This window comes from Veillonella parvula, from assembly GCF_048309325.1.
In the GTDB taxonomy this organism is placed as follows: domain Bacteria; phylum Bacillota; class Negativicutes; order Veillonellales; family Veillonellaceae; genus Veillonella; species Veillonella parvula_T.
Genome location: NZ_DBFBTX010000005.1, coordinates 756621 through 780345, shown reverse-complemented (window position 1 = coordinate 780345; position 23725 = coordinate 756621). Strand labels below are relative to the sequence as shown.

Below are 23725 nucleotides of genomic sequence, written 5' to 3'. Positions count from 1 at the left end.
TACTTAAAGAAGTGTGTAATCTATTCTCTTGTAATCTACAAGGAAAGGAGGAAATATGCCGTCTGAAGAATTACTGGAAAAGGTTAGTCATTTGCCAACTACACCAGGCGTATATTTGTGGCGTGATCAATATAACCGAATTATTTATGTAGGTAAGGCTATTAACTTGCGAAATCGTGTGCGTTCCTATGTGCGTAACGATGCAAATCGCGCACCAAAGGTTACGGCCATGATGAAACGAGCCGTCGATGTGGAAGTTATTCAAACAAAAACGGAGATGGAAGCGCTCATCTTGGAGAATACACTTATCAAGGAGCATGAACCGAAATATAATATTAGGCTTCGTGATGATAAGACGTATCCCTATGTTAAAATATCAGTGCAAGAGGATTACCCACGCGTATATATGACGCGTCGCCTAGAGCGTGATGGAGCCAAGTACTTTGGCCCTTTTACAGATGTCACATCTGTTCATGTGGTACTGAAATTAATACGACAGTACTATCCATTGCGTACCTGTAAGTCTATGAAGGTAGAACGCCCATGCTTGCAGTATCATATGCATTACTGCGAGGCACCGTGTTTTAACAAAATATCTGTACCGGATTATCGAAAGTATATTGACGAAATCATAGAACTTTTTGAAGGTAAACCTATACCATTGCTAAAGGAAATTAAATCAAAGATGGAGGCTGCTGCAGAAGATTTGCGCTTTGAAGATGCTGCACGTTATCGTGATCAATTGTCTAGCATTGAAAAGATACAAGAAAAGCAACGCATGGTTACTCAACGTGGCGACTTAGACGTCTTAGGATTGGCTGTAGATACATCGATGGCCTGTGTACAGTTGCTATTCATCCGCGGTGGTCGTCTGTTAGGCCGTGAGAATTACTTTGTGCAACATGATGGAGATAGTTCAGAAACCGTTATGACAGACTTTATCAAGCAATACTATGGAGATACAAACTTTATTCCTAAAGAGTTGTTACTACCTATGGAGAGTACAGATAGAGACTTATTAACAGAATGGTTTACACAGCTCAAAGGCCAACATGTAGATGTATCTGTGCCACAACGTGGCTATAAGATGGATATGATTAAGATGGCTCATGAAAATGCAGAAACTTTCCTTGAAGAACGTCGTCGTCAGTGGCAGCACCAAATCGATAAGACTGGCGGGGCGGTTAAGAAGCTAGCCGAGATCCTCGACTTGCCACGTTTACCTGAACGTATGGAGTGCTTTGACATATCTCATACACAAGGGGCTGAAACGGTAGCTTCCATGGTTGTTTTTGAAGGTGGTAAGCCAGCAAAAAAGGAATATCGCCGCTTTAAACTGAAAACCACACAAGGTAAACCTGATGACTTTAAATCGATGGCTGAAATTATGGAACGTCGTTACGGTAATGAAACAGACTGGCCTATGCCAGATCTTATTATCATCGATGGTGGTAAAGGTCAGCTCAATGCGGCTTTGCCGTTAATCCGTGCTGTTGGTGTTACAGATGTGCCAGTTATCTCCTTGGCTAAGCGTATTGAAGAGGTCTTTGTAGAGGGACAATCTGAAAGTATCATTTTGAGTCATCATACGCCGGAGCTTCAATTACTTCAACAAATTCGTGATGAAGCGCATCGCTTTGCCATTACCTATCACCGTAAGTTGCGCGGTAAGCGAAATCTTGAATCTATTCTTGACCATATTGAAGGAATCGGGCCTAAACGCCGTAAGGCCTTATGGGCTCACTTTAATAGTTTAGAGGCCATGAAAGAGGCATCTATTGATGAACTTGCAAATGTAGAATCTATGAATTATAAGACGGCAGAAACGCTATATAATTTTTTCCGTATGTCCAAAGTAGAGAAACAAGAAGCTTTAAAATAAGACTTTCATAGTCATATACCTAATTAAAATATTAGTCTATTTTAAAGGGCCCATATACTAATAGATTATGTATTTGGAATCTTTTACAATAAAAATGCACCTATTGATTACACTTAAGCGTAATCAATAGGTGCTTTTATTATTTTGCAATAGTTTTAGGTTTGTAATTTTGCAATAGTTCTAGGTTTGTAATGTTGTATGTAGTATGTGCGAAGTGTAAATAATATACCCGCAACTACTACGCTAGCCAACAAACCAATCCATACGCCAAATGGTCCATAATTAGGATTTTTGGCAAGGGTATAAGCCGTTGGGAAACATACACCCCAATAAGAAATGAGTGAGATGTAAAGAACTACTTTTACATCTTTGTAGGCTCTTAGAATACCTTGTAATGGAGTACCTATGGCATCGATGGCAGCAAAAAATACGCCATACCCAAGGAAGTGATAAATAAGCTCATATACTTCATCATCATTGGTAAATAGATCAGCAATATTATCCATATGAGTGAACGTAAAGGCGCAAATGAGAACGGCTATGATGATGGCCAATACACGAGAAATATAAGAGTATTGAATGGCTTCCTTTTTTCGTCCTGCACCGAGTTCATAAGCAACGGCAATGGTAGAAGACATGGCAATGCTTAATGGCAAGCAGTAGAATACATTAGTAAAGGAAATAACCGATTGATGAGCTGCAACTACAGCAGATCCAAAGTGAACCATTAACAGCCCAGCAATGCTAAAGATACTAGCTTCAAAGAAGATGGAGAAGCCAATGGGAATACCAACTTGTAATTGTTCACGGATATAGTGGAAATTCGGGCTATGGAAATCTTTATAGATGCGATAGCCTTTTAACTTAGGATGCAATAGAATGACTAAGCTAAATAGAATAAAGTTTGTCCAACAGGCACCGGCAATACCATAGCCAGCACCAACACCACCGATTTCAGGAAAGCCGTAATGACCAAAGATGAGTGCGTAGTTTAAGAATACGTTAATCACAAAGCTTGTAAAGACAATGGCCATGGAGTAATGCGTCAATCCGTGAGAATCGACTGTATTACGCAAGGTATTTACCCAGAGTAATGGGAATAAACCAAGTGCAAAGGCTTTCAGATAACTAATACATACCTCGGTGGCAGCGGGTTCAAGATTTAAATATGTCAATAAAGGGCGTAAGCCGAATATACCAATTAATAAAATTAAAAATGCTAGTCCTGTACCGATGAAAAGGCCTTGATGAAAGATTATTGGAATATCATCTGTTTTCTTAGCTCCTAATAGTTGAGAAATGATTGGCGTGATACCCATTAATGTACCTTGTGCAAAGATATAGAAGAGGAGCCACAAATTATATCCCGTAGCGACACCAGCTAAATCAGTTGTACTATATTGCCCCGTTAAAAAGATAGCGATGAAGGTAGCCCCAATCAGGGAAAATTGAGTGATGCACATTGGAGTAAATAGTTTTATGAACAACCATAATTTTTGCAGTATAGAATATGTTTGATACATACTAACCTCCCTAGTAACGATATACTATACCATACCATAAAGTAGCTTATTTTAATAGCTAAAACCTAAGAAAAAGAGGAATTAAATTTATAAAAATATTGAGCGTATACTATGATTATGTAAGGGGAGAAATGCAGTTATATAAACTATCTTATTTAATAAGATAGAATTATGATAAAAACGTATATATATGTTGATAATTGAATTTTACACGACCTAACTATATCGATTATAATATATATACTATTGTTTTATTCTAAGGAGGATACATTGGACATCTTATCTATTCAAGGCTTATTAGCGATGCTTCAAATCATCGTTATTGATATTTTATTAGCTGGTGATAATGCCATTGTTATTGGTATGGCGGCTCGCAACTTACCCGCACATTTACAGAAGAAGGCGATTTTCTGGGGCACAGCTGGCGCCATTATTTTACGTCTTGTTATGGCATTCCTATTTGTAGAGGCATTGAACAATATTCCTGCTTTACGGTTAGTAGGTGGTATCCTTCTTTTATGGATCGGTTACAAGCTTGTTGTTGATGATGATAGCGAGCACAACATTGAGGCTAAAGATAACTTGCGCGCTGCTATCATGACCATTGTTATTGCAGATGGAATTATGGGTATTGACAATGTTATTGGTGTAGTTGGTGCCGCTGGTGGCGATATGACATTAGTTGCTATCGGTATGCTTATTACAGTACCTATTATTATTTATGGTAGTACTTTATTTGTAAAAGTGATCGAACGCTTTCCAATCATCCTTTACGTTGGTGGCGGTATTCTCGCCTGGGTGGGGGCAGCGATGAGTGTGGAAGATAAATTAATTTCACATACCGTAGAACCATATGCATTACTCATCAAAGTCGGAGCCGTTATCCTCGTAGTAGGGGCATCTTTGTTAGTAAAGAAACTTAAAAAATAATGTAATATATCTCTTCTTCTAGTCATAGGAGGAGAGATATTTTTTTGTAAAAGTATAGTTATTATAAAGAATCTCATAGGCTAATCTTAAGAATAACTGTGGTAGTCTAAGTGCTTTCTTTTAGATGAGAAAATAGAGAATTTGTGGTATAGTTAATGGATAGTTATAGAATTAGTAGAGTGAATTGAGGTAAGTATAGAATGGAATTTTTAGAAGCTGCAACGTGGATAACGATTAGTAAAATTATTTTGATCGATATTTTATTGGCAGGAGATAATGCCGTCGTTATTGGTATGGCAGCGGGTAAATTGGCGCCAGAATTACAAAAGAAAGCCGTTATCTGGGGTACAGTAGGGGCTATTGGAATGCGCCTTGTATTTGCCACTCTTTTAGTGGAAGCACTTACTTTAATTCCTCTTATTCACTTAGGTGGTGGCCTTGTACTTGTATGGATTGCCATTCAACTCTTAAAAGGCGGAGATGAAGAGGCACATATCGAAGCTAAGAATTCCTTAATGGGAGCCATTTGGACAATCATTGTGGCTGATGCGATGATGAGTATCGATAATGTAATTGGCGTAGTTGGTGCCGCTAAAGGACATTTAGAGCTCGTTATTGTTGGTATGTTGATTACTGTTCCCATCATTGTGTTCTGCTCTACACTATTTGCTCGTATCATCAATAAGTTTCCTGTCATTCTTTGGGCTGGTGGTGCGTTATTAGGTTGGGTTGCTGGTGAAATGATTGTGGAAGATCCACTTCTTATGCCATATATTCAAGGTGAAGAATTACTCGTGAAATTTGGCACTGTATTTTTTGTACTTATCGTAACTGGCATGATTAAAATTTGGAAGAAAAGAGACTCGTAATGAACGGTACAAGTCGTACATCTCGTAAGAAAAAATCTAAACAACAACGTAGAAACGGTAATCGTGCGAATACAGGTCAATCAGTTACTAGTACATTATCTAAGAAGCAACAGGCCATACTTAATGCTCCAGTTAAGTTAGGGGATGAAGTATTAGTTACTATTCATGGTATCGGTAGTAGTGGTGAAGGGGTAGGTCGTGTAGAGGAGTTTACAGTCTTTGTTCCCTTTGCCTTGCCTGGAGAAACCGTGAAAGTATCCATCAATATGGTTAAAAAGACTTATGCCACAGGTAAACTCCTAGACATTGTTACTATGGCACCTAATCGTATCGATCCTAATTGTGACCTTTATGGATTCTGTGGAGGCTGCCAACTACAACACATTACCTATGAAGGTCAGCTTTCACTTAAAACACAAAAGGTGAAGGATGTTATCGAACGCATTGGTCATCAAAATCCAGAATTTGTAAAACCAGCATTGGGACCTAAAGAACCATGGGCGTATCGGAATAAAATGCAAATGCCTGTAGGCGGGACTAAAGGCGATATTCAAATGGGATTTTATGCGATGGGCTCTCACGATATCGTGCAAGGCACGAATTGTCCCATACAAGATGAAGGCAATAATATCATTGCGCAAGCATGTTATCAAATTGCTAAAGAGCTTGATGTTGAGCCCTATGATGAACATACAGGAAAAGGGGTGTTGCGTCATATCATTGGACGTATTGGGGAATCTGGATGGATGGTTATTCTTGTAACCGCAACAGATAACTTACCGCATCAAGAAAAGTGGGTTAAAAATCTGACTAAACGTGTGCCTCAGGTGGAAACAATCGTTCATAACGTGAATGGTAAACGTACAAATGTTATTCTTGGACCTAAAAATCGTATCCTTTATGGAGATGGGACTATTACAGACCATATTAAAGACTTACGATTTACTTTATCACCTCATTCCTTTTTCCAAGTCAATCCCGAACAAACTACAGTGCTTTACGATCAAGCGTTAGCCTATGCGGAGTTAAAAGGGGATGAAACAGTGATTGATGCGTACTGTGGAACAGGTACCATTTCACTATTTTTGGCCCATAAGGCAAAACATGTTATCGGTATTGAAATCGTAGAACCAGCCATTATCAATGCTCGTGAAAACGCACGTCGAAATGGCTATGATAATACAGAATTTATCGTCGCTGATGCGGCCGTAGAAATGCCAAAACTCTATAAAGCTGGCGTACGACCAGACGTCATCGTATTCGATCCAATTCGAGCGGGCTGTAAAGAAGAAGTACTAACCTCTGCAGCTGGCATGGAACCAAAACGCATTGTCTACGTATCCTGTAATCCTGCAACTATGGCACGAGACATTGAAATCCTCACACACTACGGCTATGAACTAAAAGAAGTACAACCTGTAGACATGTTCCCTATGACTGCGCATGTTGAGTGCGTAGTATTGTTGACTAAAGTACATAATTGATAGTGTGAAAATGCTTGAAATATAAGGCTTTTCCGAGGATTTGGTCGTGAATCCAAGTCCTCGGATTTTCTGCGTTTTAGGAGCTGCAAAAAGGAAGATTTTTATAGTTGGCTAGATAGAAGTATTGATTTGGTGTTGGGTAGACAAAAATATTGATTTTAGCTGTCCGTATTTTGGTACACGACCTTTATTATAATTAAAATTACAAAACGATATATGTGTTCATATAAAATCATACGAATTCATATTAAAATATATAAAACGTATTGGAAATTGGTGCGAAAAATGCTAAAATAAATTATGGCTGATTTTAAAGAGAGGTATTCGATATGGAAAATAATAATGATGATAGATGGATAGGAATAGAAGAAGCTGCTAATTATATGGGGGTTAATAAGGATACTATCCGTAATTGGATAAAAAAGGACACTGGAATCCCAGCTCATAAAATTGGAAAGCTATGGAAATTAAAAAAATCAGAATTAGATGCTTGGATTAAAAGCGGAGAAAGTGCTGAAAAATAGAAAGGTGTTTTGATAAGTATATGTTGAGAGTGTTTGAAGCATTTGCAGGATACGGGAGCCAGAGAATGGCTCTGCGAAATATAGGAATAGATTTCGAAGTGGTAGGTATTTCAGAAATTGAGGGGGATGTTTTACTGTCATATGCGGCAATCCATAGTGATTTCTTGGAAAAAAGAAAAGAGATAGATAAATATGTTCCTGAAGATAAAGAGGAAATGATAAGCTATCTGGAAAGTATTAATGTTCCGCTTGATTATAAGAACTTTGAGAATAGAGCTAGAAAATTAAAACTTCCCAAATTGAAAGATCTGTATTTGGCAAACAAACTAATTAAAAATTATGGTGATATTCAGAATATTGACCCTGCATCATTACCAGATTTTGACTTATTTACATATTCATTTCCATGCCAAGATATTTCAGTGGCTGGGTATCAGCATGGATTAAACGAAGATTCTGGTACAAGATCATCATTACTTTGGGAATGCTGTAAAATTATCGAGGCAAAAAAACCAAAGTATCTGATGATGGAAAATGTTAAGAATCTTGTGGGTTGCAATCATAAAGAAAACTTTTTGAAATTCCTTGATTACTTGGAATCTCTAGGCTATAAGAATAGTTGGAACATCTTAAATGCCCGTGATTACGGAATTCCTCAAAATCGTGAAAGAGTGTTTTGTATAAGCGAATTACACGGAGAGAAAGATTTTGATTTTCCAGAGCCAGTTGACCTTAGATTTAAGTTGTATGATATTTTAGAAAAAGATGTAGATAACAGATATTATCTTGGAAATGGTCAAGTAATGGATGTTCCAATTGAACAGGATTATAGCTATTGCTTAGATTCAAACTACTGGAAGGGTGTGACCTTAAACTCTTTCTTGGAAAAACACAGAAGACAGTTGGTAACGGATAAGATTGATGAAAACGGAAAATATGTTCCAAGAAGATTGACGCCAAAAGAAACATGGAGACTGATGGGTGTAAACGAAGAAGATATAGAAAAAGTAAGTCAATTAATCAGTCAAACTAGTCTGTACAAACAGTCAGGAAATAGTATTGTGGTAGCTCTGCTAGAAGCTGTTTTTTCAAAGTGGTTTTTACGATAATTCATATGAGGCGTGATTAAAGTATGAGTAGAGCAGAAGATATTACTGGTATTAGAGAAAAACTCGGGATAACACGAAAAGAATTTTCAGATGCTCTTTATTTTTCAAAGGAGCAAGAGAAACTTTTAAGAGAATGGGAAACCGGAAAGCTAGATGTTCCAGAAGATGTTTATGAGAAAATAATGTCTTTTCCTACAGAGACACCCTTTAAAAATAAGCCATTAGATGAATGCCGATTTAAACAAATAGATTTGTTTGCAGGTATCGGAGGAATACGCCAAGCATTTCAAAGACAAGGTGGATATAATGTATATTCTTCTGAGTGGGATAGATTTGCACAAACAACCTATCGAATTAATTTTGGAGAAATACCTGACGGAGATATTACGCAGGTCAATGAAAATGACATTCCTGATCATGATATTCTTTTAGGTGGTTTCCCTTGTCAGCCGTTCTCACAAGCCGGACTGCATAAAGGGTTTGAAGACGCAAGAGGAACACTCTTCTTTGATGTGGCTAGAATTATTAAAGCTAAAAGACCCAAGGCATTTATGTTAGAGAATGTTAAACAATTAAAGGGACACGATAAAGGAAATACTATAAGAGTGATTTTATCAGTGTTGGATGAATTAAACTATTATGTTCCAGCCCCACAAGTGCTTAACGCCTACCATTTTGGGGTTCCGCAAAACAGAGAGCGAATAATTATTGTGGGGTTTAATAAAGACTATCTTCCTGAAGACTATAAAGAGTTTAAATACCCAGAAGGACACGTTGATGAAAGTGTTAGGGTAGGTGATATTTTAGAAACAAATGTAGGTGACCGTTTCACTATTTCAGATAAACTGTGGCAAGGTCATCAATCTAGAAAAAAGATGCACGAAGAAAAAGGTAATGGATTTGGATTCTGCCTCTTCAATGAAGATAGCAAATATACAAGTACAATCAGTGCACGTTACTATAAGGATGGAAGTGAGGCGTTGATAGAACAACCTGGAAAAAATCCACGAATGCTTACTCCAAGAGAATGTGCGAGACTTCAGGGATTCACAGATGACTTCATCATTCCAGTATCAAATGCTAGATCCTATAAGCAGTTTGGAAATTCTGTGTGTATTCCTGTTATTGAGGCAGTTGCTAAAGCAATGCTAGAGTATCTCGGAGAGTATAATATTTTATAGGTGATGATGATGAGAAAGATGTTATTAAGTTTTAAACCAAGTGTATATAAGAATATATATGCGGGGGTAAAAATATTTGAACATAGAAGAAATTTTCCAAACGAACCTATTATGGCTTATATGTATGTCAGTAAACCTGTTAGAGCCATCACAGGAATAGTATATTTAAATAATCGTCATGAATTAATTGATTGGGAGCAGGATTTCGACCATGATTCTGAGGCACTACAAAGAATCGCTGATTATAGAAAATCATACAGATATGCAATGGAAATAGCAGAATTTCAGGAAACTAATACAATTAGCTTAGATGACTTAAAAAGAGATTTGCCGAGATTTGTAGCTCCACAAAGTTACATTTATTTAGATAATAATCCTGATTTATTAAAGTACATTGAAGATAGGATAGTTGAACAAGGGATAAACGTCAAACATGATTTTTCTGTGATAACTTCAGATCAGGTGTGTGTTCATTAAAAATAAGGGCTCTCTGTTAAATGTTGGGGCGTACAATAATGTTGGAAGTGACACCGTAGTGTGTCACCCCAACATTTATTATAGAACCAAAATAAGCGAGGTGACTTGAAAATCACCCCGCTTTTTATTATTCATATTCTTCAATAATTAAGCTGTCCCAGAAATTGTTATTTGCTCTCCATTGAGAATATGGTCTCGCATTTCCTTCATACATTCCACTGTCAAAGAATACAGTTCCTTCGCTAACCAAGCGTAACCATTCATCATAATTCATTGGTTTTCCGAAGCAAATTCTTGTATAAACACCTGCGTAGTTGGTTTTGCACGTGAACCATCCTTTATCGTTAAATTTGTCTTCAAGCTTTGCCTTTAAGCATTTATCAGTTCTTTTGGATGTAGGGGAATGTTCTCCATACCATCTTGCAATCTCCAGATTTTCTATTTGAAGAGGTTGTGGAATGATGTCAGCTTTGTTGTCTCTGCCGTCACGAGAGTATGAATAAAGCGCCACAATGTCCTTATCTGGAGTAATAACAAGTATTTGGCCAAAATCGTTGTAAGAATCGATTTTAGGACATGGTGAACCAGACCACGAACAACGACCACCCTTTGCTGCATTAGGATTACCAAAGATTCTGACAAAACTGTCCTGCTTTTCATATTTAGTAGTTCCGTGGAATAGAGATGAGTAACGAGGGTTAGTGAATACATACATATTAGCTGACCAATCTCCGAAAGTGGTTTTTGAAGTGGTTTCGTTTTTTAATTCATATCCCCATAAATCAGCCTCATTATTAGCATTGGCTGTAATTCCGAATTGCTGTTCTAACCAATGGCCTTTTCTTCCGTCATGGCGTTCATTTCTTTCTTCGACATTGGGTCTTTTTCCCTTTACATTTTTTCTGAATAAATCAATAATTTGTTCTTTTGCTGTCATAAGAGCTCCTCCTTAAAAATTGTTTATAAATTCTTCTACAGTAATAATTTCTTTAGAGACGATAGATGCCGAAAAGCTATTGTCACTTGTCATCAAATAACCACTGAACTCATCTGTCAAATACCAACTATTTCCAAATTTAGCATATACCTTCTTAGGAACATCACTTTCCAATAAGCAAATGAAACTGACATCATCCATCTTAGATTTAGGGACAGTTTTGAAGTCATTTGGGGTAAGGGTATTACTAATAAGTACATTATCTAATAACTTCTTAGATAAACCTACACAGGTATGTTTAAGTTTACAAAGACTACAAGCTAATGGGTTTACCCCACGTAATTCACCATTTCCGATAGTTCCATATCTTTGACACCAAAGAATATCAAAGAAGTTTTTCATGTTTGTTTTGTTTGATTGGCTGGCTAACCAAATAACTCTTTCAAGTTTTCCAAGCATATCAAAATCATCGTAGAAATCTGAACGTGTTTCGATTCCTAATGGGAATAGATAGAAGGTTTCAATCCATGTATCTATTGGGATGATTTCATCATTTGCAAATCCTTGCTGAAGGAAGCATGCCATAACCTTTTCTGAATAACCTTTTAGTTTGTTGCCAGAATTATAGAAGTCTTTGAAGAAATCCTTACTCCAAGTACGATAATCCGTTTGCTCAATATTTAGAAAAGCACTAATAAAATAAGCAGCTCGCCACGCATGACGATTGAAAGCATCAACTAGAATCTCGGCAAAGTATTTGTCTTCTTCTGAAATTTCTTCTGCAGAATAATACTTGCCGGATACGTTTGTGATAAAGTCATCTTTATTCTGCTTCCATGCTTTAGGCATTACATTAAATGTTATGCCATCAATGGTAACTGAATTAGTAAAATCCAAACGGAACAACTCTGTCATTGAATGGTGTAGTTTTTTAAATGTTGGAAAATCAGAATAGTCTTTCTTCTTAACATCATTGTATGTAGGAATTGCATAGTACTCTAAATGACTCCAGTTATCTGGGAATACAACCTCTTCACCAAAAGCACTCATAAAGTTATACAGCATACGCATTTCGCTTTGCCGGCCTGTTTTAGGTTGCCACGCAGCAACAAAACGAGGAATTGAATAAATCTCTTCATAAAATCTTCCATAAGGTATTGAAGTACCATACGATTTTTCAATGTATTGCCATAAATCGGTTAAAATACCAATGTAGTCGTTATTTCCTTTGCAGCAATCAATGACAGTCTGGCGTGTTATCTGATCACTAAATCCGATTCGATTCGCTATTTCTTCGGTGATTGCATCTATTACAGATTGTGAAGGATTTTGATTAAGTAGCACCAAAAAAACAGCATCGCATTTATCGTTGTGTATCTTGTAGCTAACTGAAACAGGACACGCAATAATACGTTCATCGTTAATTAAAAAGTGAACATACATTATTGGAAACTGTGGTAAGTCGGGATAATATAATTCTATTTTTGGAATCCATTGCAAAGGTAAATCGCAAATCTCAATTATTGTTTCGTGTTTTAATGTAAACATAAAAAACTCCTATTTTAGTTCCGGATTATGAGCATCGAGATTTCGATTGAAATATAGCTCTGTTACTCCATTGCCTTCAAAAATCTCAAGCATTTTATTTTAATGCTATAAGGTATCTTATTGTTTTAATTCTTCAAGTGGTATCCAAAAGACACCACCCCCAGATGATGATTGGATAGTTCCTGAAAATGTGTTGGTTTTGTATAAGAACACCATATATCGAGAGCCATCATTTTCAACCCAGTCTTTAATGCCACAAAACTCAAGATTGAAGATGGTTAATCCGGTTTCTTCTTTTATTTCTCTAATCATTGAATCAGCAATAGATTCTCTGTTTTCAACATGACCACTAGGGAAAATCAATCCACAATAGTTCTTACCGACTTTTTATTCGACTAGGACATTGCCGTTGCTATCGTAAATCATACACATATTGGTAAGCTCCACGGATGTATTGCGATTCATCAGTATTATCAGCTCCTAATCTTTTATTGTTTCCATGATATCTTCTAATTTACAATCCATAGCTTCACAGATTTTAAGTAGAACATCGGTAGTGATATTTGCACCCTTACCAAGTTTTGCAATGGAAGTTGCACTTATTCCAGCTGGTTCCTTGAGATCATTTTTATTTATATCTTTGTCGATTAACATTTTCCATAATTTGTTATAACTGATTCGCATTTTTAGTCTCCGTTTAATCTGTTACATCTATAAGAAATCCATATCGACCTTCTTCAAATCCTTTAGTAAAGGTGATAACATTGGTTCCAGTAGATTCAAAATCGATATCTGGAACATTATTCATATTGTCAAGAAGTATTACTTGCCCACAGTCTTGATGATTAGTGAAGAATGTGTATAGGGCAGTTCTCATGCTTTCAGGAGATAAATCAGATACGCCTTGGTCTAATCCTAAAAGAGGTGTATCGATTACGAGAAATCCAGGGTCATAAGCTGTTTTTTTAGAAAGATATTCTCTAAATGACATGGCAATAATACTATTTAAGAATGCGGTATATCCTTGGCCATTAAAATTCTGCTTTTTGTGTCCATTTATTTCTATATCAAATGTAGAAAGGTTGAAGCGAGCAGTTGTTAAGTTAGGGAACTTACATTCGACTAAGACATTTTTTATCAGCGTATCGATTTCTACTAAAAAGTCTTTGTCAAAAAGCTCTTTAGGATGATATTCAGCTTTCGATTCATCTTCACTAGATAAAGCCCGAAGATCGCATTCCCAACTTGATGCAAAGTCATCAATAATATTTAGTTCATGTTGTATTTGTATGTAGTTCCTATAATCATTAAGTATTTTCTTTAAAGACTCTGCTTCTGGTTGAAGTTCTGTTTTTATAATTTTATCAATATCGTCGCGTTCTGATTTTAGCTCAGTAAGTTGGGTATTAATTTCGTTTTTTTCTGCGGCTAATTCCTTTTCAGTTTCGAATAATCCATTCATTTGGTTTGTAATCCTATGTAGTTCTGCTTGTGCAGATTCTATATAGGATTTTTTGTTTTTGTTTGGAATAGTTCCGTCACAAAAAGGACATATAGCGTTAGGGGCAACGTTTTCCATCTCGACTTCGCCGTTTACGATAAAAGATAAGCGCTTGATGTCAGAAATATATTGTCCGTGAAGTGTAGCATACCGTTCTTTTAACAGATTGCATTCTGAAGCCTTCTCTTGTAATTCTAGTATTTGGTTTATTATTTTTTTGTTTTTATCAGAAGCTATGTCGATTTTTTCTTCTGTTAATTTTATATCGTCAATTATTTCTTGCATTTTAGCATCGACATCTACGTTGTCGATGCGTGCTAGTGTGAGCTACAATCTAGATACCAAGCTGTTCCCATATGACCATCAACTAATATAAAATTAGGATCCCCATTTAAATGCACGGGGTAATTGGCATTAGCTGTATTAAACCCACCAAATACAAAACAACAAAATGCTACTACAAATAATAACCACTTTTTTTATAGATAGCCTCCCTAAATAATAAAATTCATAAAAAATTCATTTATAATCATATTATTATCTATTCTGTTCATAATAGCAATAAAATAGATATAAACATATTTAATGAATTATGAATAGTATGATTTAGAATCAAATTAAACGAATCTGTTAAGACGCTATATATTTTGCATTTATCATAATATATGCCATGGTATTGCTTCGCATGGTGTATAATAAATATAGTTTACATGATAGTTTATGAGGCTTTAGGAGAGCTGTATGTTAAAGCGATTTTTCATGATGATGGTGTTGATGCTAGCTTTCACCATGCCTAGCCAAGCAATTTCTATACATGAACTCACGTCATCACCGCAGTTTAAGGTGATTTATGAGGTGACGCCTGATGTTCCCAATGCTAATGAGCATACTACGTGGTATTTAGACACGAACTCTATTGAGGTACTAGAGTATGCACCGCCGATATATAAAATCAAGGCTACTGTATACAATGCATATCAATCGCCTAGTAAAAAAGTTATTTATAGCGAGTCTTGGATTGTGTCCTATGATACGCGTTTGTCTCTAGCGAGTCAGGTATATCGTACGAAACAAGAGGGTGCTTCGTTGACTACGGTTATTGATGTGGCACAGACGAAAACAGGTATGATGGTCACTGAGGACCTGTTGGGTAAATTCTCTTTTGACGGACAGTCCCTGCCGAGTCAGGTGAAAGCTTCGACACGTGCTATTTTACGCACAGCACCTAATACGACTCGTTATGAGATAGCAGACACCTTATTCTATGAAGTGTATCGTATGCATTTTGAAGATGTGGTAGTGAAATGAGGCCGATGATGAAAGTACTATATATAGCAATGGTATTGGGGCTATCTTGTGTGGTGCCAGCACATAGCATGTCTATGCAGGATTTACAAAATACGAGCCGTTACGAAATGCTTCATGGCTTTGGTGAAAGTGGCAATGGTGATGGTACCTATATAGATAAAGATTCCATTAAATCCTCTAACGGACAGAATGGAACCAAGCAAATCGCTGTTACACAGTATGTGCTTATGCCTGCAGGGGACACGATTCAAGAAAAGCAAGTTCTGTACATCTTTGATACGAAGCAGTCCTTTGCTAATTTAATTAAGAAATTGGATACCCACCAATTAGGATCGTATAAAGATTTATGGCTATCTAAACAAAAGCACTCAGGCATAGCATCTAGTATTGTTGACTTCAAACAATACCATGTAGATGGTAATCGCTATGATACACAAAGTGAAGCAAGAGTCAGACAAATGGCATGGGTCCCTGTAGACTTTGGGTTTGGAGGATACCTTTTAGCTAACCGTTTATATGAACGTGTATATGGTGTACACTTCGATGATGTCGTTGTAAAATAATGAAATTAAAGGGTTGTATTGTATGATTCGAGGAATGTGTTATGTGTTTTTACTTTGATATTCATAATATAATGCATCGCTTGAGTTTATGGAGACCTATCTTTCATTCAGAGGCAGATTTTCAATTTAGTTTAGCGTGGATTATAAAAGAAATATATCCTGATTGTGAAATACGGCTAGAGTATGTTCCTGATTTTAATACTAATTTACATCTAGATATTCTTGTTATTTTAGATGGTAAATGGATTCCAATTGAGCTTAAATATACGACAAAAAAATGTATTAAAACTATAAATGATGAAGTGTATGTGTTAAAGGAGCAAGGTGCTAAGGATCAAGGTTGTTATAACTACTTAAAAGATATAATGCGTATAGAGGAGTTCAGGAATAAAACTAGTAAATTTATTGAAGGTTATGCTATTAAGATAACTAGTGAAATGTCTTATCTAAAGCCTCCGACAAAAATAAATTGTACATATGCTGAATTTTCTATTGAGGATGGTTCTATTAAAACTGGATGCATGAATTGGGATGCCAATACAGGAAAAGGAACAATGCGTGGAATGGAAGCACCTATAGTATTAAGTGGTATGTATCCCATAAACTGGAAAGAATACTCTAAAGTTGATGATACTAATAGTGGTACTTTTATGTATCTTGTAAATACGATTAATAAATAAAATTAGGAGATATATTATGTTTAAACCAGTTCGCAAAAAGATAAATGAAATAGACCATAGTGCTGCAGAAGCTTTATTACAATCTAATCGTCGAGGTATTCTAGCCATGAATAGCGATAATGGTTACCCTTATGCTATTCCTATTAATTATTTTTATGATTGTGATAAGAAGAAAATTTATTTTCATGGAGCTAAAGCTAATCATAAAGTAGATGCATTGAAAGTTTCAGATAAGGTATGTTTTACCATATATGGTAATAAGCGAATTGATGAATCTGAATCTTGGGCGCCGTATATACAAAGTGTAGTTGTGTTTGGGCGATGTTGTTTATTAGAGGCTGGACCCGAATCTATAGATCGATTAAAAGAATTTGCTATGAAGTATTATCCTGATGAAACTTTAGCTGATGAACAAATTGTTCGTAATGGGCGAGCAACACAAATGTTTGAAATTACCATTGAACATATGAGTGGTAAACAAGTACAAGAGAAATAATAGATTAGCCCTTCACTTATGTGAAGGGCTTTTACTATACACTCATACTTATAAATGTAATATAATGTAATTAGTGAAGAATGATTGGAAACAGCCTACGGCTGAGGCAGTGACTTTGCTCACCAGAAATGAAGCATCACTTTAATATTTTGTTTTATAAGTTTATGGAGTGAACTATAATAGTATGGCTAAATTCAGTGGATTATAAAAAACAAGAGTATATGGAGCTTAGGCTTAATGCACCATTATGTGAGCACATACGATTAGATTATAATCCTCTAAAAATTACTGATATATCTGACTCTTCAGCAAGTTGGAAGGATTGGCACTGTTATAGTAGTTGAGGGAAATCTATAAAATAATTAACCATATAATATGGGGGGAGTACTTTTATAATCATGAAACCTAGAGAATTATGTGAAAAAGCTTGGCAAGAGATTGCAAGTAAATTCCCTGATTTTAAGGTAGTTAGTAAAGGTCAGAAGTTAAAGAAATCATCTAAAAATAAAGACCTTACTTTTGAGATATACTTTCAGGCCAATAGAAATAACTATGCATATAGCGTAGAATTTGTTCCACATATTACAATCCACTCTAAATCCATGACAAAAGCTAAAATTCATAACGGTTTTGTTTATGGCGGAGAATTGGGGCGTTTGTTAAATCGAAATGAATGGCACTGGTATCAATTAGCAGGTGCAAGTTATCAATATACGGTTGATGAAGTTAGTAAATTGCTCGAAGAACATATCATACCATTATTTGAGGATTTTGAAGATATTGAACGCAATATTGAAAAGCTTATAGATGGAGATTTAATCAATCATAATCTACTGTATTATATTTATCATTTTGGTGGAAAAGCCAAAGCGCAACAGTATTTTAATAAAATAATTCAAAAGGATAAGTTAAAAACTAGATATATTGGCTTTTATAATCAGTTGAAAGACATGCCAAAAGAAAATATTTCATTAGATAAAAGAGAGTTTTATGGCTCTGCTATGATTAAATTTGCATATCTTAATGGAATTGAAATAGAATAATAATTAAGCCCTTCGTATATGCTAAGGGCTTTTACTATACACTCATACTTATAAATATAATATAATATAATATAATGTAATTAGTGATAATCATTTTAAAAATATAGTTCTTTGGAGAGAGACATGATACAGTTAAAAGATTTAGGTACATTTGAAGCTGTGCCTGAAATAGTAATAGATATCGTAAAAGGAAATATTATAGCTTTAGAAAACGCATTAGTAGATGGTTGGGATATTCATAAACCTATACAATTGGGTAAGTACAGTGAGTATTCCCCTCTAGAGTTGGCGTTAGTAATGAATTGTTTACCAAGTGTTCAATGGTTAGTTGAACATGGTGCAGATATAAATGAAGAAGAAAATCCAAGTTTCTTATTAGCCGTGCGATATGGAACAAAAGAGATTATCGAATACGTTGTGGCACATGGGGCCAATATACATGCTTTAAATTGTGTGAAAGTAGATGCTTTTCAGGCTGCCTTATATGGTAAGCAATATAAGCACTTACAGATAATTCATGACTTAGGCCATACAGTTCAGAAATATGGTGGTCCAGCTTTTAGAAATGCTATTACAGATAGAAATTATGAGGTCCTAGATTTTTTTATCAATCATGGTGTAGATATTAATTATAATAAACCAGATTCTGTATATCCTTTTAAGCCAACTCCACTATGTGTAGCTGCTCGGTACGTAGATTTAAAAATGTGCAAATACTTGGTAGAACATGGCGCTGATGTGACTATCACGGAAAAGGATGGCATGCGTCCCTATAGCATTGTTGTTGAAAAGGGCGATATGGAAATGGCTGAGTATTTTAAAAATCTAGAACCAGCTGAGTATCATGATTTACAGAATAAAATGGATCAATTAAAATCATTTAAACTACCAAAGGCGTTAGTATTATTTTTAGAGGGAGATAATCTCTATTTTGAATTGCCAGATTCTGATTTTATATCCATAGAATTTTTCCCTCTAATTAATACAATTCCATTTAAAGTAGGTCGTCGTAACCTATTGCGTTTATCTAAAGAGCTAGGCGAGTATAACGATTGGCAAATTGTATGGGATCCTAGGTCTAAAAAGATTGGTTGTTATGATATAGAGCATCAAGAGTTACGAGAACTTTGCAAGTTTGATGAGTTTATGGCAGATATGTCAGGTCAATTAGAAACCTTATTCTAATGTATATTGTAAAGTTGAGGAGATACATATGGTAGATGCCGTTGAGAAAGCCTATACAGATTGGTCAATTGATGTAGGTGACTATAAGTATGAAGGGATTACCTTGAATGAGGTTGAGCAAAATCTCTACGCTATTGAGGATCAAGAACAGGATTTTGTAGTCATATCACCATCAAATGCAATTCCGATAGATAATAAAATGTATAACTTTGTGCAAGTTTGTAGTGATCAAGATACCGATTTATTACATATAGAGCTTAGTGTAACTAATGATGGTGAGCAGGGCGCTATCATATACGGTAAAAATGAGCTAGGCCCTCAAGAGGTATTCCAGATTATAGAAGAATTTATTGCACATCATAAGGCTCCATCATTAGATGATTGGGAAGTCGTACTAGATTTAAGACCGAAGATGGAAAGCCTGTAAAGGATACTGTGGAGCCTATTATGCTATATACACCGAATAACATTTTGTATAAGTATATTCGCTATCGATTTAGACGCATTCAGATTCAGTGCAATATGTTATATGATATAGCACCGGAGGAAGAAGATGAGATTTGTCGTAATCTATTAAAAAAGAGGGCGAAGATATTAATTCCCGTTGGCATATTATATTTTTTGCTTTTTGGGGTTATTTTCGCTTGGCTAGTAGGAACAAGTGAGGAATTAAATCCGTTAATGCAATGGGAATTAAGTGTGATAGACTATGTGATACCCATTTTAAATACCATAGATATTAAGTGGTATGCATATCCTCTGGATCTATTATGGGTAGCAATTATATTAGCGCCTATAGCGATTATAAATGCATCTCCTTATATCATTATTTCCTATATTGTAGATACTATTTTGATACGACATGAGGTAAAAGCTTTAATCAAAACTTATTCTATAAATGAGTAATTAAGAATTTAGATTATATCGGTTTAAACTAGGAGAGGGTATTATGAGTAATCTGAAAGACTTTGATTGGACTGGATTTTGGAACGATGTTGACTATGCATTTGAATCCTATATTGGTAAACCGGTTACTGATAAGGATATTAAAGCAGCTGAAGCAGAATTAGGTTATACATTGCCTGCTGCATATATTGAGCTACTTAAAAACCATAATGGTGGTGTAGTAAAGAAAAATTGTTTTATTAATGATGATGACGATTGTGTATATATAACAGGAATATATGGCATCGATAGAGATAAAAAATACTCTCTTTTAGGTGAGATGGGGAATGAATTTTGGATTTCGAAAGTAAAATATCCCCCTATCGGTGTCGTTGTAGCCGATACGATTTCTGGTGGTCACGATATGATTTTCCTTGATTATCGTGACTGTGGTCCTAGCGGTGAACCTAAGGTTGTACGTGTAGACCAAGAAGGTGATTATTCAATTACTCTCTTAGCAGATAATTTTGGTGACTTTATTAAGAACTTATATATCAGTATAGAAGAAATTACGGATGAAGAGTTTCAATCGTTAAGTGATGCGGAAAAGGTTAAGCTCCTTAATGAACAAGAGGGTATTGATATCAAGCGTGCGATGGAACTGTTAACTAATATGGGTATCGATAATTTGTCTCCTATACTGTTAAGCACCTTAGGACGTATGTATAACAATAATGGCCGCGCAGCAGAGGCTATTGATTTATTTAATCGTATTGATGAGGCATATCGCGATTGGTCTTGGTATTATCGTTGTGGCTATGCTCATGCATTTTTGGGATGTGGTGAAAGCTACGAATCTGAACATGTGCAGCAAGCATTACAGTTAATAGAAGCAGGTATGAAAATGGCGAAAGAGTCCCATTTAGATAAACAGCTGGGCTGGTGTTGCGAAGTTGTAAAATACTTATTAACTCAAATCAAGCCAAAAGATTACAAGGAGGATTACCCTGTGATTTTTGATACCATTAAGAATCTATTTGATAAGAAAAATAGTAAAATTACTACAGAAGGTAAAGCTACTGGAGACATTAATGAACGCGAAGAGGATAACTATCCTACATATGATGTAGTGCATTGGGTATTTAATAAGCAAACATATAGCAGAGAAGAGTTTACCAAAGAATACAATGAAAATGTAAAGAAATATGTAGATAATGAAGCAGATGACGACGATAGATTAGAAGAACCTGAAATTCTAGTAACCTATGAAGCTTGGATTGAAAGTGAAGACCAACTTTTTAATAATGAACGTGTTACCGATGAAGAATTGCTGGAAGAAGATAAAGAAGATGGCATGTGGCAGGTAGAAATTATGGCTCATCTTGTAGCGGATAATGGTACATATTTTACTAGAGAAGAATTGCTCTTTAAATTGCACAATTTGATGGCTAATAAAGAATTAGGAGATCATGTATTCTTTGAAGGCATTGAATACGAAGGTCATGAATGTGAGGGGTACGGACTTATAGATACTGAAGATGGCATACCTGTATTCTTCATTGTTTGTGGTAGCTAGTTATTATAAAACAATATAAGAAAATAATAGATTAGCCCTTCGCTATGCGAGGGGCTTTTACTATATACGTAGAAATTATATACTTTTGTGCTTCGGGCTACGTTATTTTATAGGGGATTAATGTAGAATATTGAGAAATATGTTAGGTATAATAAAATCAAAGCATTGTTTAAAAGATTACAAGGAGGATTATATTATGATTTTTGAAATGATCAAAAACCTTTTTAACAAAAATGAGAACACGAAAAAGATTGAATATCTTGGTGTTGATAAAGATGGTAATAAAATATATGAAGGTTATTATCATGAGTTTAAGGGAATTCCCTGGGTTTTTAATAAAACTACCTATACTAAAGAAGAGTTTGCTAAGGAGTTTTATACATGCTTAGAAGAGCATAAAGTTAATCCTGATAATTTACCGCCATTAGTAGAGCCTGAAATTTTTGTAAGCTATGAAGCTTGGATTGAAAGCAAAAGTCAGCTTCACCCTAATGAACACTTATACGAGGTAGATGAATTACTAGAAGACGATAAAGAAGATGATATGTGGCAAGTTGAAATCTATGCTCGCCTTAAAGCAGATAATGGTCAGTACTTTACTACTGAAGAGCTTCTTTTCAAGATACATAACTTAATGGCCAATAAAGAGCTCGGTGATCATGTATTCTTTGAAAATCTAGTCTATGATGATCACGAATTTGAAGCTGATGAAATTGAAGATATTGACGATAATGATGAAGGTATTCCTGTATTTGTTGTATGGCTTGGTAGCTAGTTAAATAGTCTTTTTTGTCATAAACTATTATTTTAAAATCTGTAATTTATTGTTTTGTGTTGTTTGTTATTATTATGCTAAGATGAGTTCATATACATATTGATAATATGAGGGGAAGTGTATTGTATGTCTATGACTGTTGAACAGTTTTTATCTTTTTCTGAAAGTGAGCAATTACAAACTGTTAAAGAGCTTAATGATACTGGAAATGTAAAAACTATTATTGATGTGTTAACTAGTGTAGGCATAGAAAACTTATCTATATCTCTGTTAGGTGAGCTCGGTAGAGCTTATAATAATAATGGCAATGAAAAAGAGGCAATTAAGGTATTAGAGTCTATTGATGAAGAATATCGTGATGCGGTGTGGTATTATCGTTGTGCCTATGCGTATGGAGCCATTGCTTCAGACAATAATGAATCGTATACATCAGATATTATGAAACAGATGCTAAGATTAGTAGATCAGGGCGTACGTTTAGCTCAGGAAAAGAATCTGGATGATATAAAATCGTACTGTTTTGAAGTCATTGATATGTGCTATATGCAGATGGACTTTGAACAGTGTGAAGCAGAGTATCCTGAGTTATGTAAAGCTTATAGCAATTATGTAGCAGAGAAAAAGAAGAAACGAGAAGGTGTACCTCGTCATCGGACCATTACTATTGAAGAAATCCAATCTGCAGATGATATGTGGACCATTAATGAGCCCATGTATTGGTCTATCAATATATATGGTTCTTACGATGATTATTTAGAATCTGGAAAACCTTTCACTTTAGAGCAACGATACCTCAATGCAATATGTTGGTATTTTGCCGAGGTCAATAATGGTGGTCATCATCAATTTTTATATAACTCAACAGGCATTGTATGGGAAGATGCTCTTGCTGGCTTACGCCTCTTCAAGATGGATGAGCTAGCAGATAATTTACAATCAGTTATCGATTACTTTGGTGGTTCAGTTCCATTTGATAGAGCTGAACGATGGACTATTTTACAAGACTGGGAAAATGAAGAGGAATTGTTCGATTTTCTCGATAAAAAAGATGATGTAGTGTATGAATATGATGGAATTTATGAAGATACATTCGTACATGAACATCCTGAATTATTTGTATTTGATGGTACCTATACGATTCCAGAATAAGCTTGGGATATATTTAACAAGATATAATCGATGTAACCGGTACAACTGGTACTTTCACTATGTTAATCGATTTTATTATGTAGTAACTTTCACCAAGTAG

The 23725-nt window shown here is 35.5% G+C and carries 25 protein-coding genes; 19 read left to right on the top strand and 6 right to left on the bottom strand.

Going from position 1 to position 23725, the window contains the following annotated elements; genetic code table 11:
• Positions 1 to 55 precede the first annotated feature (55 nt).
• Positions 56 to 1882: an excinuclease ABC subunit UvrC gene (gene uvrC, locus ACMKPP_RS08520; protein WP_418369605.1), complete on the top strand. Its 1827-nt coding sequence runs from the start codon at positions 56 to 58 to the stop codon at positions 1880 to 1882.
• Between the two features lie 155 nt (positions 1883 to 2037).
• Here uvrC and ACMKPP_RS08515 read toward each other — a convergent pair whose 3' ends face one another.
• A complete protein-coding gene (locus ACMKPP_RS08515) occupies positions 2038 to 3405 on the bottom strand; it encodes an MATE family efflux transporter (protein ID WP_155086266.1) in 1368 nt (455 codons plus the stop codon).
• Positions 3406 to 3675: 270 nt separating this feature from the next.
• Between ACMKPP_RS08515 and ACMKPP_RS08510 the strand changes: the two genes are divergently transcribed.
• The 7 genes from ACMKPP_RS08510 to ACMKPP_RS08480 all read left to right on the top strand — a co-directional run bounded on the left by ACMKPP_RS08510 (position 3676) and on the right by ACMKPP_RS08480 (position 9979).
• Positions 3676 to 4335, top strand: coding sequence for a TerC family protein (locus ACMKPP_RS08510; protein ID WP_287540622.1), 660 nt, complete (start codon positions 3676 to 3678; stop codon positions 4333 to 4335).
• Between the two features lie 200 nt (positions 4336 to 4535).
• Positions 4536 to 5204 carry a TerC family protein gene (locus ACMKPP_RS08505; RefSeq protein WP_101928184.1) on the top strand — a complete coding sequence of 223 codons (669 nt, stop codon included), beginning with the start codon at positions 4536 to 4538 and terminating at the stop codon, positions 5202 to 5204.
• The gene (gene rlmD / locus ACMKPP_RS08500; RefSeq protein WP_418369604.1) at positions 5204 to 6688 is read left to right on the top strand and encodes a 23S rRNA (uracil(1939)-C(5))-methyltransferase RlmD; all 1485 of its coding nucleotides are present in this window, start codon (positions 5204 to 5206) and stop codon (positions 6686 to 6688) included. The genes ACMKPP_RS08505 and rlmD overlap by 1 nt, the downstream gene beginning before the upstream one ends.
• 329 nt (positions 6689 to 7017) lie before the next feature.
• Positions 7018 to 7212: a helix-turn-helix domain-containing protein gene (locus tag ACMKPP_RS08495; protein ID WP_302010251.1), complete on the top strand. Its 195-nt coding sequence runs from the start codon at positions 7018 to 7020 to the stop codon at positions 7210 to 7212.
• A gap of 65 nt (positions 7213 to 7277) precedes the next feature.
• Positions 7278 to 8321: a DNA (cytosine-5-)-methyltransferase gene (dcm, locus tag ACMKPP_RS08490; protein ID WP_418369603.1), complete on the top strand. Its 1044-nt coding sequence runs from the start codon at positions 7278 to 7280 to the stop codon at positions 8319 to 8321.
• A gap of 23 nt (positions 8322 to 8344) precedes the next feature.
• A complete protein-coding gene (gene dcm / locus ACMKPP_RS08485; protein WP_302010249.1) occupies positions 8345 to 9502 on the top strand; it encodes a DNA (cytosine-5-)-methyltransferase in 1158 nt (385 codons plus the stop codon).
• Positions 9503 to 9511: 9 nt separating this feature from the next.
• Complete coding sequence (locus ACMKPP_RS08480) at positions 9512 to 9979, top strand: hypothetical protein (protein ID WP_302010248.1); 468 nt, start codon at positions 9512 to 9514, stop codon at positions 9977 to 9979.
• Positions 9980 to 10106: 127 nt separating this feature from the next.
• Here the strand turns inward: ACMKPP_RS08480 and ACMKPP_RS08475 are convergent, their stop codons facing one another.
• From ACMKPP_RS08475 to ACMKPP_RS08455, 5 genes are all read right to left on the bottom strand, one after another.
• Positions 10107 to 10916, bottom strand: a complete 810-nt coding sequence (locus ACMKPP_RS08475; protein WP_302010247.1) for an LlaMI family restriction endonuclease — start codon at positions 10914 to 10916, stop codon at positions 10107 to 10109.
• 12 nt (positions 10917 to 10928) lie between these two features.
• Complete coding sequence (locus ACMKPP_RS08470) at positions 10929 to 12464, bottom strand: hypothetical protein (RefSeq protein ID WP_302010246.1); 1536 nt, start codon at positions 12462 to 12464, stop codon at positions 10929 to 10931.
• Positions 12465 to 12581: 117 nt separating this feature from the next.
• Positions 12582 to 12827, bottom strand: coding sequence for an NUDIX domain-containing protein (locus ACMKPP_RS08465; protein ID WP_302010245.1), 246 nt, complete (start codon positions 12825 to 12827; stop codon positions 12582 to 12584).
• A gap of 117 nt (positions 12828 to 12944) precedes the next feature.
• On the bottom strand, positions 12945 to 13148 hold the full coding sequence (locus ACMKPP_RS08460; protein ID WP_302010244.1) for a helix-turn-helix domain-containing protein: 204 nt from the start codon (positions 13146 to 13148) through the stop codon (positions 12945 to 12947).
• Positions 13149 to 13161: 13 nt separating this feature from the next.
• Complete coding sequence (locus tag ACMKPP_RS08455; protein WP_302010243.1) at positions 13162 to 14250, bottom strand: hypothetical protein; 1089 nt, start codon at positions 14248 to 14250, stop codon at positions 13162 to 13164.
• A gap of 456 nt (positions 14251 to 14706) precedes the next feature.
• Between ACMKPP_RS08455 and ACMKPP_RS08450 the strand changes: the two genes are divergently transcribed.
• From ACMKPP_RS08450 to ACMKPP_RS08400, 11 genes are all read left to right on the top strand, one after another.
• The gene (locus ACMKPP_RS08450) at positions 14707 to 15273 is read left to right on the top strand and encodes a hypothetical protein (RefSeq protein ID WP_302010242.1); all 567 of its coding nucleotides are present in this window, start codon (positions 14707 to 14709) and stop codon (positions 15271 to 15273) included.
• Between the two features lie 8 nt (positions 15274 to 15281).
• The gene (locus ACMKPP_RS08445; RefSeq protein WP_302010241.1) at positions 15282 to 15836 is read left to right on the top strand and encodes a hypothetical protein; all 555 of its coding nucleotides are present in this window, start codon (positions 15282 to 15284) and stop codon (positions 15834 to 15836) included.
• Between the two features lie 41 nt (positions 15837 to 15877).
• Complete coding sequence (locus ACMKPP_RS08440) at positions 15878 to 16516, top strand: hypothetical protein (protein WP_418369602.1); 639 nt, start codon at positions 15878 to 15880, stop codon at positions 16514 to 16516.
• Positions 16517 to 16532: 16 nt separating this feature from the next.
• The gene (locus ACMKPP_RS08435) at positions 16533 to 17012 is read left to right on the top strand and encodes a pyridoxamine 5'-phosphate oxidase family protein (RefSeq protein ID WP_302010239.1); all 480 of its coding nucleotides are present in this window, start codon (positions 16533 to 16535) and stop codon (positions 17010 to 17012) included.
• A 398-nt stretch (positions 17013 to 17410) separates the two neighbouring features.
• On the top strand, positions 17411 to 18055 hold the full coding sequence (locus tag ACMKPP_RS08430; RefSeq protein ID WP_302010238.1) for a DUF4304 domain-containing protein: 645 nt from the start codon (positions 17411 to 17413) through the stop codon (positions 18053 to 18055).
• 123 nt (positions 18056 to 18178) lie between these two features.
• Positions 18179 to 19240 (top strand): ankyrin repeat domain-containing protein, encoded by a 1062-nt coding sequence (locus ACMKPP_RS08425; protein ID WP_418369601.1) that lies wholly within the window; start codon positions 18179 to 18181, stop codon positions 19238 to 19240.
• Between the two features lie 28 nt (positions 19241 to 19268).
• Positions 19269 to 19667 (top strand): bacteriocin, encoded by a 399-nt coding sequence (locus ACMKPP_RS08420; protein ID WP_302010214.1) that lies wholly within the window; start codon positions 19269 to 19271, stop codon positions 19665 to 19667.
• A 20-nt stretch (positions 19668 to 19687) separates the two neighbouring features.
• Positions 19688 to 20146 (top strand): glycosyl transferase family 4, encoded by a 459-nt coding sequence (locus ACMKPP_RS08415; protein ID WP_278466704.1) that lies wholly within the window; start codon positions 19688 to 19690, stop codon positions 20144 to 20146.
• Positions 20147 to 20189: 43 nt separating this feature from the next.
• Positions 20190 to 21701: an SMI1/KNR4 family protein gene (locus ACMKPP_RS08410; protein ID WP_418369600.1), complete on the top strand. Its 1512-nt coding sequence runs from the start codon at positions 20190 to 20192 to the stop codon at positions 21699 to 21701.
• Positions 21702 to 21897: 196 nt separating this feature from the next.
• Complete coding sequence (locus ACMKPP_RS08405; protein ID WP_418369599.1) at positions 21898 to 22476, top strand: hypothetical protein; 579 nt, start codon at positions 21898 to 21900, stop codon at positions 22474 to 22476.
• A 126-nt stretch (positions 22477 to 22602) separates the two neighbouring features.
• A complete protein-coding gene (locus ACMKPP_RS08400) occupies positions 22603 to 23625 on the top strand; it encodes a DMP19 family protein (protein ID WP_118091496.1) in 1023 nt (340 codons plus the stop codon).
• Positions 23626 to 23725 lie beyond the last annotated feature (100 nt).

Excerpts from the sequence above, each read along its gene's own strand:
- ACMKPP_RS08400 (WP_118091496.1), top strand. The coding sequence starts at position 22,603 with ATGTCTATGACTGTTGAACAGTTTTTATCTTTTTCTGAAAGTGAGCAA.
- ACMKPP_RS08405 (WP_418369599.1), top strand. The coding sequence starts at position 21,898 with ATGATTTTTGAAATGATCAAAAACCTTTTTAACAAAAATGAGAACACG.
- ACMKPP_RS08495 (WP_302010251.1), top strand. The coding sequence starts at position 7,018 with ATGGAAAATAATAATGATGATAGATGGATAGGAATAGAAGAAGCTGCT.
- ACMKPP_RS08480 (WP_302010248.1), top strand. The coding sequence starts at position 9,512 with ATGAGAAAGATGTTATTAAGTTTTAAACCAAGTGTATATAAGAATATA.
- ACMKPP_RS08475 (WP_302010247.1), bottom strand. The coding sequence starts at position 10,916 with ATGACAGCAAAAGAACAAATTATTGATTTATTCAGAAAAAATGTAAAG.
- ACMKPP_RS08515 (WP_155086266.1), bottom strand. The coding sequence starts at position 3,405 with ATGTATCAAACATATTCTATACTGCAAAAATTATGGTTGTTCATAAAA.
- dcm (WP_302010249.1), top strand. The coding sequence starts at position 8,345 with ATGAGTAGAGCAGAAGATATTACTGGTATTAGAGAAAAACTCGGGATA.
- ACMKPP_RS08430 (WP_302010238.1), top strand. The coding sequence starts at position 17,411 with ATGAAACCTAGAGAATTATGTGAAAAAGCTTGGCAAGAGATTGCAAGT.
- ACMKPP_RS08455 (WP_302010243.1), bottom strand. The coding sequence starts at position 14,250 with ATGCAAGAAATAATTGACGATATAAAATTAACAGAAGAAAAAATCGAC.
- ACMKPP_RS08435 (WP_302010239.1), top strand. The coding sequence starts at position 16,533 with ATGTTTAAACCAGTTCGCAAAAAGATAAATGAAATAGACCATAGTGCT.
- ACMKPP_RS08505 (WP_101928184.1), top strand. The coding sequence starts at position 4,536 with ATGGAATTTTTAGAAGCTGCAACGTGGATAACGATTAGTAAAATTATT.
- ACMKPP_RS08425 (WP_418369601.1), top strand. The coding sequence starts at position 18,179 with ATGATACAGTTAAAAGATTTAGGTACATTTGAAGCTGTGCCTGAAATA.
- rlmD (WP_418369604.1), top strand. The coding sequence starts at position 5,204 with ATGAACGGTACAAGTCGTACATCTCGTAAGAAAAAATCTAAACAACAA.
- ACMKPP_RS08415 (WP_278466704.1), top strand. The coding sequence starts at position 19,688 with ATGCTATATACACCGAATAACATTTTGTATAAGTATATTCGCTATCGA.
- ACMKPP_RS08460 (WP_302010244.1), bottom strand. The coding sequence starts at position 13,148 with ATGCGAATCAGTTATAACAAATTATGGAAAATGTTAATCGACAAAGAT.
- ACMKPP_RS08410 (WP_418369600.1), top strand. The coding sequence starts at position 20,190 with ATGAGTAATCTGAAAGACTTTGATTGGACTGGATTTTGGAACGATGTT.
- ACMKPP_RS08420 (WP_302010214.1), top strand. The coding sequence starts at position 19,269 with ATGGTAGATGCCGTTGAGAAAGCCTATACAGATTGGTCAATTGATGTA.
- ACMKPP_RS08450 (WP_302010242.1), top strand. The coding sequence starts at position 14,707 with ATGTTAAAGCGATTTTTCATGATGATGGTGTTGATGCTAGCTTTCACC.
- dcm (WP_418369603.1), top strand. The coding sequence starts at position 7,278 with ATGGCTCTGCGAAATATAGGAATAGATTTCGAAGTGGTAGGTATTTCA.
- ACMKPP_RS08470 (WP_302010246.1), bottom strand. The coding sequence starts at position 12,464 with ATGTTTACATTAAAACACGAAACAATAATTGAGATTTGCGATTTACCT.
- ACMKPP_RS08440 (WP_418369602.1), top strand. The coding sequence starts at position 15,878 with ATGTGTTTTTACTTTGATATTCATAATATAATGCATCGCTTGAGTTTA.
- ACMKPP_RS08445 (WP_302010241.1), top strand. The coding sequence starts at position 15,282 with ATGAAAGTACTATATATAGCAATGGTATTGGGGCTATCTTGTGTGGTG.
- uvrC (WP_418369605.1), top strand. The coding sequence starts at position 56 with ATGCCGTCTGAAGAATTACTGGAAAAGGTTAGTCATTTGCCAACTACA.